The organism is Nocardia rhizosphaerihabitans (assembly GCF_014646295.1).
GTDB classification, from domain to species: domain Bacteria; phylum Actinomycetota; class Actinomycetes; order Mycobacteriales; family Mycobacteriaceae; genus Nocardia; species Nocardia rhizosphaerihabitans.
This window is the reverse complement of record NZ_BMNE01000003.1, coordinates 283103-298643: the sequence shown is the minus strand read 5'-3', so window position 1 is coordinate 298643 and position 15541 is coordinate 283103. Positions and strand designations below refer to the sequence as shown.

General features: G+C 70.0%; 16 protein-coding genes. 12 read left to right on the top strand and 4 right to left on the bottom strand.

Going from position 1 to position 15541, the window contains the following annotated elements; translation table 11 throughout:
- Window positions 1–340: 340 nt before the first annotated feature.
- The 6 genes from IEY60_RS14205 to IEY60_RS14180 all read left to right on the top strand — a co-directional run bounded on the left by IEY60_RS14205 (window position 341) and on the right by IEY60_RS14180 (window position 6461).
- Window positions 341–574: a hypothetical protein gene (locus IEY60_RS14205; RefSeq protein WP_189028139.1), complete on the top strand. Its 234-nt coding sequence runs from the start codon at window positions 341–343 to the stop codon at window positions 572–574.
- Between the two features lie 88 nt (window positions 575–662).
- Window positions 663–1097, top strand: coding sequence for a CBS domain-containing protein (locus IEY60_RS14200; protein WP_189028137.1), 435 nt, complete (start codon window positions 663–665; stop codon window positions 1095–1097).
- 73 nt (window positions 1098–1170) lie between these two features.
- The gene (locus tag IEY60_RS14195) at window positions 1171–2445 is read left to right on the top strand and encodes an aminotransferase class V-fold PLP-dependent enzyme (RefSeq protein ID WP_189028135.1); all 1275 of its coding nucleotides are present in this window, start codon (window positions 1171–1173) and stop codon (window positions 2443–2445) included.
- A 34-nt stretch (window positions 2446–2479) separates the two neighbouring features.
- The gene (locus tag IEY60_RS14190; RefSeq protein WP_229739819.1) at window positions 2480–3733 is read left to right on the top strand and encodes a heavy-metal-associated domain-containing protein; all 1254 of its coding nucleotides are present in this window, start codon (window positions 2480–2482) and stop codon (window positions 3731–3733) included.
- Complete coding sequence (locus IEY60_RS14185) at window positions 3730–5142, top strand: type III PLP-dependent enzyme domain-containing protein (protein WP_189028133.1); 1413 nt, start codon at window positions 3730–3732, stop codon at window positions 5140–5142. The genes IEY60_RS14190 and IEY60_RS14185 overlap by 4 nt, the downstream gene beginning before the upstream one ends.
- Entirely contained in the window at window positions 5142–6461 is a 1320-nt protein-coding gene (locus IEY60_RS14180) for a pyridoxal-phosphate dependent enzyme (RefSeq protein WP_189028131.1), read from the top strand. The genes IEY60_RS14185 and IEY60_RS14180 overlap by 1 nt, the downstream gene beginning before the upstream one ends.
- Here IEY60_RS14180 and IEY60_RS14175 read toward each other — a convergent pair whose 3' ends face one another.
- The gene (locus IEY60_RS14175; protein ID WP_229739818.1) at window positions 6462–7928 is read right to left on the bottom strand and encodes a condensation domain-containing protein; all 1467 of its coding nucleotides are present in this window, start codon (window positions 7926–7928) and stop codon (window positions 6462–6464) included.
- 278 nt (window positions 7929–8206) lie between these two features.
- On the opposite strand from IEY60_RS14175, the gene IEY60_RS14170 reads away from it, so the two are divergent.
- The 3 genes from IEY60_RS14170 (at window position 8207) to ligD (ending at window position 10802) form a co-directional block, all read left to right on the top strand.
- Window positions 8207–8599 carry a cold shock domain-containing protein gene (locus tag IEY60_RS14170; RefSeq protein ID WP_229739817.1) on the top strand — a complete coding sequence of 131 codons (393 nt, stop codon included), beginning with the start codon at window positions 8207–8209 and terminating at the stop codon, window positions 8597–8599.
- A gap of 125 nt (window positions 8600–8724) precedes the next feature.
- The gene (locus IEY60_RS14165; RefSeq protein ID WP_189028127.1) at window positions 8725–9804 is read left to right on the top strand and encodes an ATP-dependent DNA ligase; all 1080 of its coding nucleotides are present in this window, start codon (window positions 8725–8727) and stop codon (window positions 9802–9804) included.
- Window positions 9801–10802 (top strand): non-homologous end-joining DNA ligase, encoded by a 1002-nt coding sequence (gene ligD, locus IEY60_RS14160; protein ID WP_189028125.1) that lies wholly within the window; start codon window positions 9801–9803, stop codon window positions 10800–10802. The genes IEY60_RS14165 and ligD overlap by 4 nt, the downstream gene beginning before the upstream one ends.
- Before the next feature lie 3 nt (window positions 10803–10805).
- Here ligD and IEY60_RS14155 read toward each other — a convergent pair whose 3' ends face one another.
- Complete coding sequence (locus IEY60_RS14155) at window positions 10806–11510, bottom strand: hypothetical protein (RefSeq protein ID WP_189028123.1); 705 nt, start codon at window positions 11508–11510, stop codon at window positions 10806–10808.
- A gap of 259 nt (window positions 11511–11769) precedes the next feature.
- On the opposite strand from IEY60_RS14155, the gene IEY60_RS14150 reads away from it, so the two are divergent.
- Window positions 11770–12129 carry a hypothetical protein gene (locus IEY60_RS14150; protein WP_189028121.1) on the top strand — a complete coding sequence of 120 codons (360 nt, stop codon included), beginning with the start codon at window positions 11770–11772 and terminating at the stop codon, window positions 12127–12129.
- Here IEY60_RS14150 and IEY60_RS14145 read toward each other — a convergent pair.
- Window positions 12126–12866, bottom strand: a complete 741-nt coding sequence (locus IEY60_RS14145; RefSeq protein WP_373291715.1) for a TetR/AcrR family transcriptional regulator — start codon at window positions 12864–12866, stop codon at window positions 12126–12128. The two genes, IEY60_RS14150 and IEY60_RS14145, sit on opposite strands and share 4 nt — an antisense overlap.
- 46 nt (window positions 12867–12912) lie before the next feature.
- On the opposite strand from IEY60_RS14145, the gene IEY60_RS14140 reads away from it, so the two are divergent.
- Together IEY60_RS14140 and IEY60_RS14135 are read left to right on the top strand one after the other, a co-directional pair.
- Complete coding sequence (locus tag IEY60_RS14140; protein ID WP_189028117.1) at window positions 12913–14343, top strand: SDR family NAD(P)-dependent oxidoreductase; 1431 nt, start codon at window positions 12913–12915, stop codon at window positions 14341–14343.
- A gap of 74 nt (window positions 14344–14417) precedes the next feature.
- On the top strand, window positions 14418–14798 hold the full coding sequence (locus tag IEY60_RS14135; RefSeq protein ID WP_189028115.1) for a DUF2784 domain-containing protein: 381 nt from the start codon (window positions 14418–14420) through the stop codon (window positions 14796–14798).
- Here IEY60_RS14135 and IEY60_RS14130 read toward each other — a convergent pair.
- The gene (locus IEY60_RS14130; protein WP_229739816.1) at window positions 14779–15531 is read right to left on the bottom strand and encodes a thioesterase II family protein; all 753 of its coding nucleotides are present in this window, start codon (window positions 15529–15531) and stop codon (window positions 14779–14781) included. The two genes, IEY60_RS14135 and IEY60_RS14130, sit on opposite strands and share 20 nt — an antisense overlap.
- Window positions 15532–15541: the final 10 nt, after the last annotated feature.

Sequence of the window (15541 nt, the reverse complement as noted above, 5' to 3'; positions counted from 1 at the left end):
TCGAATGATGCCCATCGCTACGAAAGTTGCAGATGCACGCACAAACGTTCTTGCAGATGTACTGTGCGATCGGGACATTAACACGCCCCGGATGCCCGCGCACCGGTCGGTACTTACCCGACGACACGACCTGGGCGGGGCCTGGATCGGTGACGTCCAGCCCCCTGAATTCGCAAGCGCCGCAAGCCCTTCAGCCGCCCGACACGCCCGGAAAGACTGTGCAGATGTTCTTGCATCTGCAAACGAAGCAGCCGTAGACTCAGGCCGCAAGATCACCGGAAGGTAGGTCGGCAGCACCAGCCGGATCCGCCTTCCGCTTGCCGGATGCGAGGGGCCTCGAATGAGCACGCCGTTTCGACCACCCCGCCGGGTCTCGGCCGGAACCGCCGGTCTCGAGGTCCCGCGATACCTCGGCGCGGCAGGAGCACCGTCGGGGTCGTGTAGCGACGAGCCATACGGGCTCACCTACCGCCAGGCCCGCGAGATGCTGCGCCAGCACGACGTCCACGGGCCGCAATGCCGCCAATGGCTGGCCGCTGCCGCCTATCTGTCGGCGGGCCTGGACGACGAATAGCCGGTTGTAACGTCTTCGTGCTGGTCACGGAGAGGTCACCGGGGGCATCCTGGAGGTGAACATCGGCGCGGACACGGGTGAGCGGCATATGCGGATAGCGGACATCCTGCGCAACAAGGGAACGGCAGTGACCACGGTGCCACCGCAGACGACGGTGCGCGCCCTGCTCACGGTGCTGGCCGAGTGCAATATCGGCGCGGTGGTGGTCTCCCCCGACGGCGCGGCCATCAGCGGCATCGTCTCCGAGCGCGATGTGGTCCGCCACCTCGACCGGCACGGCGCCCCGCTGCTCGACCGGCCGGTCACCGAGATCATGACCGACCGGGTGCGCACCTGCGGGCCCGACGATCACACCTCCTCGCTGCGCGCGGACATGACCGAGCACCGGATCCGGCACATGCCGGTGGTCGAGGATGATCGGCTGGTCGGCATCGTCAGCATCGGTGACGTGGTCAAGAGCGAGATCACCGAGCTCGCCACCGAGCGCAGTCACCTCGTCGACTATCTGCAGGGCAAATACTGAGCCGCGACACGAAAAGCGTTGTCCGCGACAAATCTTCGTCAGCCGTACCAGAAATGTGCGTATCGTTGATCGGGTGCACCCCCTCCGGCCCGAGCCAGCCGCCGTTGCGGTGACCAGGCACGCGCCGACTCCGGTGCCCGCGACGATCCGCGACCGCTTCCCCGCGCTGGCCGATCCCGCGGTGGTGTACCTCGACAGCGCGGCCACGACGCAGAAGCCCGACACCGTCATCGCGGCCGTCACCGCCTATCACCGCGAGCACACCGCGAACGCGGGCCGTGGCAGCTACGGCTGGTCGACGGCGCTGACCGCGCGGATCGCGGCGATCCGCACCCGCGCCGCCGGTTTCCTCGGCGCGCAGTACCCGGATGAGATCGTGTTCACCAGCGGGGCGACCGCCGCGCTCGGGACGATCGCGCACAGCTGGGGTCTGGCCACCCTGGAGGAGGGCGACGAGATCCTCTACAACCCGGCCGATCACGCCGCCAATGTGCTGTCCTGGCATCACCTGCGCGACACCATGGCCCGGTTCGGGCGCCGCATCGTGCTGCGCCCCTATCGCAGCACCGCGGCGGGTGAGGCCGACATCGACGACATCCTCGCCCAGGTGGGGCCGCGCACCCGGTTGATCACCACCAGCCACCTGCATCACGTGTACGGCGGGCTGACCACGCTCGAGGAACTGCGCGGGCGCATCGACCCCGAGATCCTGCTGTGCTTCGACTGCTCGCAGAGCGGTGGGCACCTGCCGGTCGACGTGATCGACCTCGGCGCCGATTTCGCGGTGTTCGCGGGGCACAAGATGTTCGGGGCGCCGGGCATCGGCCTGCTGTACTGCCGGCGGCGCGTACACGACCGGCTGCGGCCGTTCCTGCCCGGCGGGCACTCCGGGATCCGGGTCGGCGAGGACGGCCTCGTCGGTTCCGGGATGCCGCAGCTGCTCGAGGGCGGAACCCAGAACATTCCCGGAATACTGTCCCTGGCACCGGCTTTCGACCTGCTCGACGAGCTCGATCCGACCGCCGTCGCCGCGCACAACCGTGAGCTCACGCTGCGGCTGATCGAGGGCCTGCGCCCGATTCCCGGACTGGACTTCCTGCCGGGGCCCGCGCACGCGCGCTGTGCGGTGGGATACGGGATCGTCTCGTTCACCCTCGACGGGATCAGCGCCGCCGATCTCGGGTTCGTGCTGGCCGAGTCCGGTTTCCTGGTCCGCACGGGGGCGCATTGTGTGCCGTCGGCCGATCCCGATGCCGGGTCGGTGCGGGTGAGCACCCACCTCTACAACACCCTCGACGAGATCGACCGGTTCGTCGCCTGCGTGGCCGGTATCGCCGGTCACCGGTGACGAACACTCCCTGACCCCGAGCCGAGGAGCAACGATGGGCACGTCTCCAGCGCCGCACTACGATCGCCGCGCCGCATCCCGGGTACTGGCCCGGCTGGCGGCCCCCGGACTGTTCGCGGCCGCCGAAGCCCCGTCGGCGGCCCGGATCACCTTTCGCGCCACCCCGTTACGCCCCGAGCCGGGCAGCTCGCTGACGCAGTCCCAGCGGATGTACCTGGAACGCTTCATGCGGCCGTGCGGCCCGGAGCAGGTCACCAGCGCGACCCACCGCATCACCTGGACCGACAGCGCGGGTATACCCAACACCGGGTACTTCCGCACCGGCGGCGCCGGTCCCGAGCTCGCGGTGGTGGCCAGGGAAACCGTGCTGGCGCTGTGGAGTTCACTGGCCGCGTCGGGTCTGGTCGAACGGTCGGCCGCGCTGACCGCTCCCGATCTCGCGGTGCTGGCCGCCACCACCACCGATCACGATCCACACGAGATCTTCCGGGTCGGGGTGGAGGCCACCGGGCGCGCACTGACCCAGCACGGGCTCGTCGCGGCCGACACGCCCTATCGGGACATCATCGAATTCGCCAGGGGGATGCGCGATTCCGGCATCTTCGCCGCGGTGGCGACCCGCTGGTTCTGGGAGTTGCAGGCCTCGACCTTCCGGCGCGGGATGATCCCGGTGCGGCTGGTCACCCAGCCGGACGGCAGCGTGCGCTACACCACCGATTCCATCACGGTCCTGCGGGCGATGAAGGACGCCACCATCGGCGACGCGCGCGCGGTGATGCGCCGCGCCACCACCGAGGAAGGGCTCGACGTCGAGGCGGCCGTCGCCAAGTACCACGACGATCTGGATCTGATCTCGCGCCAGTACGCGCTGCTGCCCGCCGATTCCCGGCCCTCCTGCCTGGCGGCCGCGCCGCAGGCGGTCGACGGTGCGGCGGTGCACGTCCTGGCGACGGTGGTCGATCGGTTCGTCGAGACGTTCGCCGCGCTGGCGGGCACGGTGGAGGTGGTCGAGGACACCGCCGAGCAGGAGCCGGACGCTGCGCCGCACGGGGACGACGGCGTCTTCTACGTCCCCGACATGAGCTGCAAGCACTGTGTGCGCACGATCACCGCGCTGCTCGAATCGATGGACATCCCGGTCGTCGAGATCGACCTGGAGTCCAAGCGGGTGATCGCCCGAATCCGCAGTCCGCGCAATCGCTTCCGGGTGTTCGAGGCCTTGCGCGACGGCGGCTACAACCCGGTCGACGACGTGCAGGCGCAGGCGCCGGGCGCGGCGGTGGGATGACGCCGCCGCCGGCTGTTCCCGCCGCGCTCCATCCACTGGTCGCCGCGTTCCTCGACGACCGAGCTGCCGTGCGCGCGGCGCTGCACCGGTTCGGGTCGCCGGTGCATCTGGTGTTCCCGCAGGTGTTCACCGCGAATCTGGCCGCCTTGCGCGGCGTGCTGGAGGGAGCTGCCACCAGGTACCGGATCTGCTACGCGCACAAGGTGAATCGTTCCGCGGCATTCGCGGGCACCGCCGCCGCGGCGGGCATCGCGGTCGACGTGGCCTCGGCGCGGGAACTGCTGTCCGCGCAGACCGCCGGGTTTCCCGCCGACCGGATCGAGGTGACCGGACCCAAGGGCGCGGCGATGCTGCGGACCGCCCTCGCGGCGGGCGTGACGATCAATGTCGACAATCTGTGGGAGCTGGAGACACTCGCCGCACTGAGCGACCCGAAAACCACTGTGCCTGTGCTGCTGCGTATCTCGGGGTTCCCCGGCAGCTCCCCGAGCCGGTTCGGGATCGACCTCGGCGATGCCGGGGCAGCGTTCGACCTGCTGACCCGCCACCGGGATCGGCTGCGGCTGCTCGGTTTCGCCTTCCACCTCGACACCGCGGCCACGGTGGAACGCGTGCAGGCGGTGGCCGAGTGCCTCGATCTGGTCGAGCGCGCCTACGGGCACGATCTGATGCCGACGGTGCTCGACATCGGTGGCGGGCTGCGGCAGGTCTTCACCGCCGACGCCGCGGGCTACGACGCCTACGATCACGCGCTACGTGCCGGTCTCCTCGGCCACGGTCGCGCAGTGCATTGGGGCAGCAATACTTTCGGCTACCACGTGGCCGACGGCGCGGTCCACGGCGGACCGGTGTTCCACAAGTACGCCAATACCGAATCGGCCGCCGACATTCTGGCCGATCTGCTCGGCGCGCCGCTGCCGGGCCACGGCGGGCGGGCGCTGAGCCGGGTGCTCGCCGACAATCTGCTCGAGCTGTGGCTCGAACCCGGCAAGGCGCTCGTCGATCAGGCCGGGATCACCCTCGCCCAGGTCGAATTCGTCAAACGCGCGGGCAACGGCGCGACGCTGGTCCATCTGGACCTGAGCCGCGACACGGTCACCGCCGCCGACCAGGAGGTGCTCATCGATCCGATCGTGCTGGCCGAACCTGTGGTGCCCGATGCCGTCGGGGTGTATTTCGCCGGTCACCTGTGCTTGGAGCGGGATCTGATCACGCAACGGCAGGTGCGGCTCGCCGGTGTGCCCGCGCCAGGGGACCCGGTGGTGTTCGCCAATACCGCCGGTTATCACATGGACCTGTCCGCGGCGCGGGCCAGCATGCACCCGGTGCCGGCGAAAGTCGCTGTGCTGCACCGGGACGGCGAGTTCGACCTGTGCCCCGACGCCGACTATCGCCCCGAGGTGCGGTGATGGTCTACACCCACATCACCGAGCTGATCGGCAACACTCCCCTGCTGCGCCTCGACCCGGCGATCCACGGACTCGCCGACGTCGACCTGTACGCGAAACTGGAGTCGCACAATCCGTTCGGCTCGGTCAAGGACCGGGTCGCCTGGGCGATGATCCGCGCCGACCTGGACCGGATCGCCGCGGACGGGCAGTCGTTCATCGAGGCCTCCAGCGGCAACACCGCCAAGGCGTTGCGGGTGCTCGGCGCGCTGCACGGCATTCCGCTGCGCGCGGTCACCAACAGGATCAGAGTGAGCGAGGTCAGGCAGCTGCTGCAGCTGCTGGGCACCGAGATCGTGGAACTGCCCGGCCTGTCCGAATGCCCCGATCCCCATGCGGCCGACGATGTCTCGGCGGTCATCGCGCAGACCACGGGCCAGGCGCCCGGCCGGTGGTTCCATCCATCGCAGTACACCAACGACCGCAATATCGAGGCGCATCTCGACGGCACCGGCACCGAGATCGCCGACGATCTCGCCGAGGCGGGGATCGCGCACCTGGACTATCTCGTCGGTGGCCTCGGCACGAGCGGCTCCACGCGCGGCACCGCCACCGCGCTGCTCGCCCGTCATCCGGGGCTGCGCACGATCGGGGTGGTGTCGGACCGGTTCGACTTCATCCCCGGCATCCGGTCCGAACGCGAGATGTGGGATGTCGGCCTGTTCCGGCCCGACTTCTACGACGACATCGTCACCGTCGACTCCGCGGCCGCCATCGAGGCCACCCTCGAGCTGGTCCGCGGCTATGGCGTGCTGGCCGGGCCGACCAGCGGCGCGGGCTACGCCGCGGCCCTGCGCACCCTGGCCGACGCGCCCCGCCCGCCTGACCGGCCGCTGGTCGCGGTCCTCATCGTGTGCGACCGGCTGGAGCCGTACCTGTCCTACTTCGCCAAGCGCAGGCCCGACCTGTTCGGTAAAGCCGCCGCACCCGCCGCACCGGGGCCGGACGACACCGACGCCGCCCCCACGCTCACCCCCGCCGCGCTGGCCGAGCTCGACCGCACCGGGCGTCCCACCGTCGTGGATACGCGCGGCGCCATGGCCTATCGGGTCGGGCACGTACCCGGCGCGCTCAATATCCGCGACGACCAGCTCGACGAGATGCTCGCCCAGGGCGTGCCGTTCCCCCGATCACGGCCCGTCGTGTTCGTCTGCCCGGTGGGTGAGACCTCGCTGCGGTTCGCCGCACTGGCCCACCGCGCGGGCTATGACGCGTTCAGCCTCGCGGGGGGCATCGTCGCCTGGCGCGACGCGGGCTATCCGCTCGAACGCGGCAACTGATCACACCAACAACCGTGCTGCCCGGCGGGCCGTCGACAGCGGGCTGCACCTGCCCGCGGTCGCCAGCAGGGCAGGCAGCGGGCCGCGATAGCCGTCGGCGAGCAAGCCGACGACCGCCCGGAACCGGGCGACGAACCGTTGCGCTGTCTCCTCGTCGAACCGGGCGATCGGGTAGATGAACGAGCCGTCGATCCCCGCGGGGGCGCCGTGCGGATCGTAGTGATCGGCCAGACCGAACTCGAGATCGTGTTTGGCCCTGACCACGCCGGTCGGTACCTCGGTGATCGAGATACCTTGCGCGGGAGCGGGTTCGGGTGTGCTGTGGGGCGCCGGGCCGCGTTGCAGGATCAGCGTCGCCTGGAACAGGGGCAGCGCGGCGTCCTGGAGCAGGCAGCGTTTGAGTCGGGGGTTGGGGGTATCCGGGTGTGCGTAGGCGTTGAGCGCGACGCGGCGCACCTGGTCGATCAGCTCGTCGACATCGCCCGCGCGGTCCAGGCGCACCCGCATCAGGACATCGTCGGAGAAGTTGCCGACGAGGTCGTCGAGCAGGCGGTGATCGCGGCCGGAGACCGCGGTGGCGACCGTGACATCGGCGCTGCGCGCGAACGCACCGACGGTCACCGCGAAGGCGGCCTGCAGAACCATGAACAGGCTGGCCCGTCCGTCCTGAGCCAGCCGCAGCAGACCGGCGTGGGTCCCCGCGTCGAACGAGATCGGCACCAGCGCGCCCGCGGCGGGGTCGATCGGCGATGACTGGTGTTCCCGCGCAGGCAGATCGAGCAGCGCGGGACGTCCCGCCAGCGCGTTGGCCCAGTACCGCAGCTGGTGCGTGGCGCGGCTCCACTCGTCGGTGAACTCGCCGAGCTGGGCGTGCTTCCACAGCGTGTAGTCGGTGTAGCTGACCGGCAGCGGCGCCCACTCCGGGGCACTGCCGCTGCGACAGGCCAGATAGGCGGTGACGAGGTCGCGGATCAGCGGGCCCATCGACCGGCCGTCGACCGAGATGTGGTGCACCACCAGCGCGAGCACGACATCGTCGGGGCCGAGCACGAACAGCCGCGCCCGCACCGGCAGGTCGCGGGTGAGATCGAAGGGGCGCGCGGCCAGTGCGGCCACCGCGGCGTCGAGTTCGGCGGCGGTGACAGCGCGTTCGGTCACGTCCAGCGCGACGTCGGCGGGCTCGACGACCCGCTGGGCCGGGCCACGGTCGGTCGCCGGGTAGGTGGTCCGCAGCGGTTCGTGCCGGGCGAGAAGGCATTCGAGCGCGGACCGCAGCGCGCTCACATCGACGGCGGCGCCGCGCAGCCGGATGGCGCGGGCCACGTTCCAATCCGCGGATCGGCCCAGCCTGGCGGCATGCCACATCCGCTCCTGGGCAGGCGCCAGCGGCACGTGCGCCGGGCGTGGTCGCGGCGCCAGCACGGCCACCGGTGGTGCCGGCGGCCGGAAACACACCGGCTCCGACACCGCACGCGACGGTGCTGTCAGGACACCGCGCGCGGCATCGTTTCCCCCCGACCTCATCCCCGACCCGGGGTAGAACACTCGTCACAACCTCCACAGACCCGTACCGAACAGATTCGGAACGCTAACGAGGCGATGTGAACGAACAGTTGCCGGATTGTGACCATGCCCGGTCGGTCCGGCCGCGGGCCGGCGTCCGGCCGCCGCGGTCTGCCCACTTTCCGGGAAAAACGCCCAAAAGCCGCGTTAGAGTGACTTCGGGAAGCGGAGCGAGGAGCTGGTTGGTGTCCATCGGGAAATTGGTGTCGTTCGACGGGTCACGGGGTTTCGGGTTCATCCGGCCCGACGACGGCGGGCCCGATGTGTTCGTCCACGTCAACGACATCGGGCTCGACGAGGACGAGCTGCGCCAGGGCAGGCTGTTCGAATTCGACGTCACCGAGGGCGATCGCGGCCCCAAGGCGATCAACCTGACCGCGGTGGGCCACGCCGCGCCCCCGCCGAAATCGCGCAAGGACCGCGCGGGCGGCGATCGGCTCGCCGCCGACGAACTGCGCAGGCAGATCACCGAACTGCTGCTGGAGGCCTCGCCCGCGCTCACCGCGGCCGAGATCATCACCATCCGCGACCGCTTCACCCTCTTCGCCGACGAGCACGGCTGGCTCGACGGCTGAGCACGACACCGCCGCGCTCGATATCCGCGCGCTGTCGGTGGGCCGCCCTACGATCGAACGGGCACCGATGAATCGGGTGCGCTCGCGCCGTCGACACGGGTGAACCCACCCGCGAGGAGGATCGGATGGATCTACCGGTGATGCCGCCCGTGCGCCCGATGCTGGCCAAGTCGACGCCGTCGCTGCCCCGCGAACCCGGGCTCGCCTACGAACCGAAGTGGGACGGATTCCGCTGCATCGTGTTCCGCGACGGCGACGAGATCGAACTGGGTTCCCGCAACGACCGCCCGCTCACCCGGTACTTCCCCGAACTGGCCGAGCTCCTGAAAGCCGCACTGCCGCAGCGCTGCGTCGTCGATGGGGAGATCGTCGTCGTCACCGATCAGGGCCTGGATTTCGACACACTGCAGCAGCGGCTGCACCCGGCCGCCTCCCGGGTGAACAAGCTGGCCGTGGAGACACCGGCCAGCTTCGTGGCATTCGACCTGCTCGCCCTCGGCGACCGCGACCTGACGAAGGAGCCGTTCACCGAGCGCAGGCGCGAACTCGAGTCCCTGCTCGAGGCCGCGCCGGGGCGAATCCACCTGACGCCGATCACCCACGATCCCGATGTCGCGCAGGACTGGTTCACCCGGTTCGAGGGCGCGGGCTTCGACGGGGTGATGGCCAAGGCCGACGAGCTGCCCTACCTGCAGGACAAGCGGGTGATGCTCAAGATCAAGCACGAACGCACCGCCGACTGCGTGGTCGCCGGGTACCGGCTGCACAAGGACGGCGAAGGGGTCGGTTCGCTGCTGCTCGGCCTGTTCGACGACAAGGGCAACCTCAACCACGTCGGGGTCGCCTCGAGCTTCACCGCTGCCCGGCGGCGCGAACTGCTCGGCGAGCTGGCGCCGCTGCGGGAGAACGCGCTCGACAATCATCCGTGGCGCAACTGGGCCGACGCCGTCGCCCAGGCCTCTGCGGACGGCAAGATGCCCGGCGGAGTGAGCCGCTGGACCGGCGGCAAGGACCTTTCGTGGGAACCACTGCGACCGGAGCTGGTCGCCGAGGTGCGCTACGAACACGTCCAATCGGGACGGTTCCGCCACGGCGGGCGTCTGGTCCGATTCCGCGCCGACCGCACCCCCGACTCGTGCACCTACGCCCAGCTCGACGAGGTCGCCCCGGCCGAACTGGACGCGATCTTCGGAGCCGAGCGATGAGCGCCGCCGTCGAGATCGAGGTCGACGACCGCACGCTGTCGATCAGCAACCCGGACAAGGTCTACTTCAGCAAGCGCGGCGAGACGAAACTCGATCTGGTCCGCTACTACCAAGCCGTGGCCGAACCGCTGCTCGGCGTGATCGGGGGCAGGCCGCTGCTGCTGGAACGCTATCCCGACGGCGCGTCGGGCAAGTCCTGGTTCCAGAAGCGGGTACCCAAGTCGGCGCCGGAATGGTTGCAGACCGTCGAGGTGACCACCCCGAACGGCACCACCAGCGACGCGCTCGTCGCGCACGACCTCGCGCACATCCTGTGGGCGGTCAACCAGGGCTGCCTCGGCTTCCACGTCTGGCCCAATCACGTACCCGATCTGAAGATCGCCGACGAACTGCGGATCGACCTCGATCCCTCGCCCGGCATCGGTTTCGACGATCTGCGCCGCGCGGCCGTGCTCACCCGCGACCTGCTGAGCGAACTCGGCATCGACTGCCGGATCAAGACCTCGGGCTCGCGCGGGCTGCACATCTACGCGGCGCTCGAGCCCCGCTGGGACGGCTACCAGGTGCGGGCGGCCGCCGTGGCGCTGGCCAGGGAACTCGAGCGCAGGCATCCCGAGGAGATCACCGCGCAGTGGTGGAAGGAGGAACGCGGCTCGCGCGTGTTCGTCGACTTCAACCAGAACGCGCCGCACAAGACGGTATTCGGCGCCTGGTCGGTCCGTCCGAAGGTCGGCGGGCAGGTCTCGACTCCGATCACCTGGGCCGAACTCGACACCGTCGTCCCCGACGAGCTCACCCTCGCCACCGTTCCCGCCCGGCTCGCCGAACTGGGCGACCCGTGGGCCGATCGCACACCGCAATCGATCGAACCGCTGCTGGCCATGTCGGAACGCGACATGGCCGACGGTCTGATGGACGCGCCGTGGCCGCCGCAGTATCCGAAGATGCCGAACGAGCCGCCGCGGGTGCAGCCGAGCCGGGCCAAGAAGGGCGACTGAGGCCTACTCCTCGGTCCAGGGCACCCAGCTGCCGGTGCCTGCCTTGCCCTCGCAGACCAGCGCATGGTTGTCGGAGGTGCGCCCCGACTTGTCGATCGACGGATCGCAGCGCTCACCGGCGGTGTAGTACGACCCGGACACCTTGAACGGGCCCGACCAGGTGTAGTTGCCCTCGGCCCGCAGGCACAGCAGGGTCGCACCGTCTGCCGCCACCCCGAGCAGTCCCGCGCGGTCGGCCGAACAGGGTGTGCCCTTCTCGACGACGCCACCCGCCGCCGGGCTCACCACCGGGACGGTTCCGGTCGCCGTCGGCGCGCCCTGTGACGGCAGCGTCGTCGTTGTCACCGACACCGCTGTCGTCGTCTTGGCCAGCGTCGGCACCTCGAGCTCCAGCCCGCCGAACACGACGAGCCCGACCGCCGCGACGGCGGCCACCTCCGCGATGCCGAGCAGCAGCGCGAACAGCGCCATTCCCCGGCCCCGTGGATGCCCGAACGACAGCAGCCCGAACACGATCGCGATCGGGAACAGCAGCACCAGCGCGGCGGCGAGCGCGACCATCGCGTACGGGTTCACCCGCGGCTGGTCAGCGCGGCGACCGCCCTGGCCACCGTCTTCCGGTGTCGCGTGCGGCCAGCGCTGGCCGTTCCAGCGCCGATCCTCGGCTTCGTCCTCGGGGTCGTCGTCCCATTCGTCGTACCGTGCCATCAACCCCGGGTCCCTCTCCGATCCCCCCGACGCGGAAAACATAACAACCTTGCAACGCCGGGTTACGCGACGAGGATAGGGACTTTGGCCTGCTCGGTCAGCACAAACGGCAAATGCGCTCCTACTGCGGTCCGCGCAGGGTCACGGGGCGTGGCTACCGGTAACGAACCGGCAAACCCTTTGCCTCGTCACCCGCATCGGGTACATGCTGGTCATGCGGTACCAGTGCGCGCATTTCCGAGCTCGCGAGGAGGACCCCATGCCCGGCAGCACCATCTCGGCAGACGAGCCCGGCTGGCATGCCCAAGCCGGCGATCTGCTCGCCGACGACTACAACGTTCCCGGCATCATCGCGTGCGCGATCGGCGTCATCAGCCTCGCTTGCACCCTGGTCGCCGCCGGGTCGGGGTATGCCGGGTACGCGGTGCTCGCGGGTGTCGCCACGGGCGTATTCCTCCTCGGTGGCGCCGCGGCGCTGCTGTTCGAGCATCACCGGGAGGAACAGATCGAGCAGCTCTACGGGCGCAGCGGGCACGCGCCGGGACATATCGACCCGCAGCGCTACGGCGCCAGGGAGATCGCGGTCCCCAACCCCGCCCAGCGCAGGCTCGGTTCCTAGCCGGCCACGTCCGACCGCGGTTCCACGCTGGGCATGGTCTCGGTGATGACGGTGAGCAGGGTGTCGGCGAGCAGACGGTGCACCTGATCCCTGGTCAGTGTGCCGCGGGTGATCCACTCACGACCGGCCACCTTCACCAGCCCGGCGTAGGCCAAGACCAGTGCGCGCAACGGTGCACTGTCTGCCACATCGGGGCGCCCGATCATCACCAGCATGCGTTCGGCGGCGGCGTCGTCGGCCTGGTCGAGGATCTGCTGCACCTCGGGATCGTCACCGACACCCTCGTGACTGGTGACCTTCACCCAGGTGGTGCCGTGTTCGGCGATGGTGTCGAGCAGCCAGGCGACGATCGCGTCGACCCGCTCGCCCGGCGTCCCCTCGGGGATGGACACCTTCTCCGGCCGCGGCAGCGTCACCATCCGGCGCACGACCGCCAGGTACAGGTCGCGCTTGTTGCCGAAATAGTGGTTGATCAGCCCGCGGGCGACACCGGCGCGCTGGGCCAGTTCCGCGGTCGACACCGCCGCGTAGGGCCGTTCACCGAACATGTCGATGGCACAGGCCAGGATCTGCGCGCGTCGCTCGTCGGGTTCGAGCCTGCGCCTGCGCGGCGCGTCTGCGGTGTCGGTGTCGAGCGGGGAAATCGGGCTGCTCCGTCGGGTTCGGTGGCCACCGCGCGGTTGCGGCAGCGGTGCACCACGATACCCAGCGGGTCCGTCGAGCGGCCAATGCGACAATAAGTGTCGTCCCCCGCTCCCGCACGAAGGAATGCCGCACTCCCCGATGACCGAGAACATGATCGATCCGGACGAGTTGGCGACCTGTCTGCGGGTATTGGAACAAGCCGGACAGCTGGAGAAGGAACACCCCGATTCGATGGCGGTGCAGCGCGCCGTCGGGCACATGTTCAAGAAGCTCAAGCAGCGCCGTCGCATCGAGGCCAGGGAGCAGGTCGCCACCGCCGACCGCGCGGTCATTGCGGCAACGGCCACCGGCTCGCCGCAGCGCATCGACGACGAGACCGCGGGCATCCCGATCAGCTCGGCCACCACCGGCGCGAGCGCGGGCACGCTGCTGCGTGCGCGTCCCTGCTACATCTGCAAGCAGCGCTACACCCAGGTCGACGCGTTCTACCACCAGCTGTGCCCCGACTGCGCGGCCGCGAGCCACGCCAAGCGCGACGCCCGCACCGACCTGACCGGCAAGCGCGCCCTGCTCACCGGCGGCCGCGCCAAGATCGGCATGTACATCGCGCTGCGGCTGCTGCGCGACGGCGCGCACACCACGATCACCACCCGCTTCCCCAACGACGCGATCCGCCGCTTCGCCGCGATGGAGGACAGCGCCGACTGGCTACACCGGCTGCGCATCGTCGGCATCGACCTGCGTGATCCGGCGCAGGTCGTCGCACTGGCCGACGACGTCGCCGCACAGGGCCCGCTCGACATCCTGATCAACAACGCCGCCCAGACCGTGCGCCGTTCGGCAGGCGCCTACAGCGCGCTGGTCGACGCCGAGACCGCGCCGCTGCCCGCGGGCATGCTGCCGGAGATGGTCACGTTCGGCAAGACGATGCAGGCCCACCCCACGGCGCTGACCGCCTCGCTGACGCCGTCGCTGTCGGCCGCCGATGTCGCCGAGCTGGCGCTGGTCGCCGGCTCGGCCACGCCGGAGCGGATCGCGGCCGGCGTGGCGATCGACGCGGGCGGCCTGGTCCCCGATCTCGCGCACACCAACAGCTGGGTGCAAACCGTCGCCGAGGTCGACGCCACCGAGCTGCTGGAAGTGCAGCTGTGCAATTCGGTCGCGCCGTTCATCCTGGTGTCGCGTTTGCGTCCGGCGATGGCCGCGGCGGCGGGCCGCCGTAAGTACGTGGTGAACGTCTCGGCGATGGAGGGCCAGTTCAGCCGCGGCTACAAGGGGCCGGGCCACCCGCACACGAATATGGCCAAGGCCGCGCTGAACATGCTGACCCGCACCAGCGCGCTGGAGATGTTCGAGGCCGACTCGATCCTGATGACCGCGGTCGACACCGGCTGGATCACCGACGAGCGCCCGCACTACACGAAGGTGCGCCTGGCCGAAGAGGGTTTCCACGCCCCGTTGGACCTGGTCGACGGCGCCGCCCGCGTGTACGACCCGATCGTGCAGGGTGAGAACGGCGTCGACCTGTACGGCTGCTTCCTCAAGGACTACCAGCCCTCCCCCTGGTAGCCGCGACCCAAGCGATGCCGAACCGGAATGTTGATCATGATTCCGGTGGCCGATCGGATACCTATTCTGAATATGTGCCGTTCCGGGTGTTGGCCGATCTCATCGCCGTCACCCACGTCGCGTTCATCGCGTACGTGGTCGCCGGCGGTTTCCTCGCGTGGCGGTGGCCACGCACGATCGGCCTGCACCTGCTGGCCGCGTCGTGGGGGTTCGCCACGATCCTGATCGGCTTCGACTGCCCGCTGACCCACGCCGAGAACTGGGCGCGCAGGCAGGCCGCGCTCGCCGAGCTACCCGCGAGCGGTTTCATCGACCACTATCTGACCGGGGTGATCTATCCGGACAGCGCGCTCGGGCTGATCCGGGCATTCGCGGCGGCGGCGGTGCTCGTGTCCTGGATCGGCTATGTGCGCCTGTACCAGCGGCACCGCCGGTTCAGTTCAGGTGCCGTGTGATTTCCCGCGCCACCTCGGCGGGTTGTTCGTCGAGGTAGAAGTGCCCGCCGGGGAACGTGCGGATGCTGAACTGCCCCTCGGTGAACGCGCGCCACTCTTCGGCCTGCGCGGGTGTCGTCGTCGGGTCCTCGGTACTGACCAGTGCGACGATCGGGCAGCTCAGCGGGGGTCCCGGCTGGTGCCGGTAGGTCTCGACGGCCTGATAGTCGGCGCGGACGGCGGGCAGCACCAGGTCGGCCAGGCCCGGCTCGGTGCGCAGCAATCGCACGGGCGCGGGGTCGGTGGCCAGGCGCTCGAGGTCGTCGATGAGGGCGGCGTCGGAGCCCCGGTGCAGTCGCCCGTTCTCGACGAATGCCGGTGCGGGTCGGCCGGAGACGATGAGCTGCTGCACCGGCTGACCCGCCGTGGCGAGCCGCCGTGCGGTCTCGTAGGCCACGGTCGCGCCCATGCTGTGCCCGAACAGCGCACGCGGGCGGCTCGGCTGCCGCAGCAGGTCCGCGGCGATCCGGTCGGCGAGCTCGTGCAGGTCGGTGATCATCGGATCGCCGAGCCGATCCTGGCGGCCCGGGTATTGCACGGCGGCGACGTCGACCCCCGGCCCGATATGCCGAGCGAGTTCGCGGTAGAAGGCCGCGGAGCCACCGCCCGGCGGCAGGCAGACCAGCTGCCTGCGCGGCGCCTGATCCGGTCGCAGTACCCGAACCCATTCCGTCGCAGCCGTATTCACGCCCACCTCACCCTCC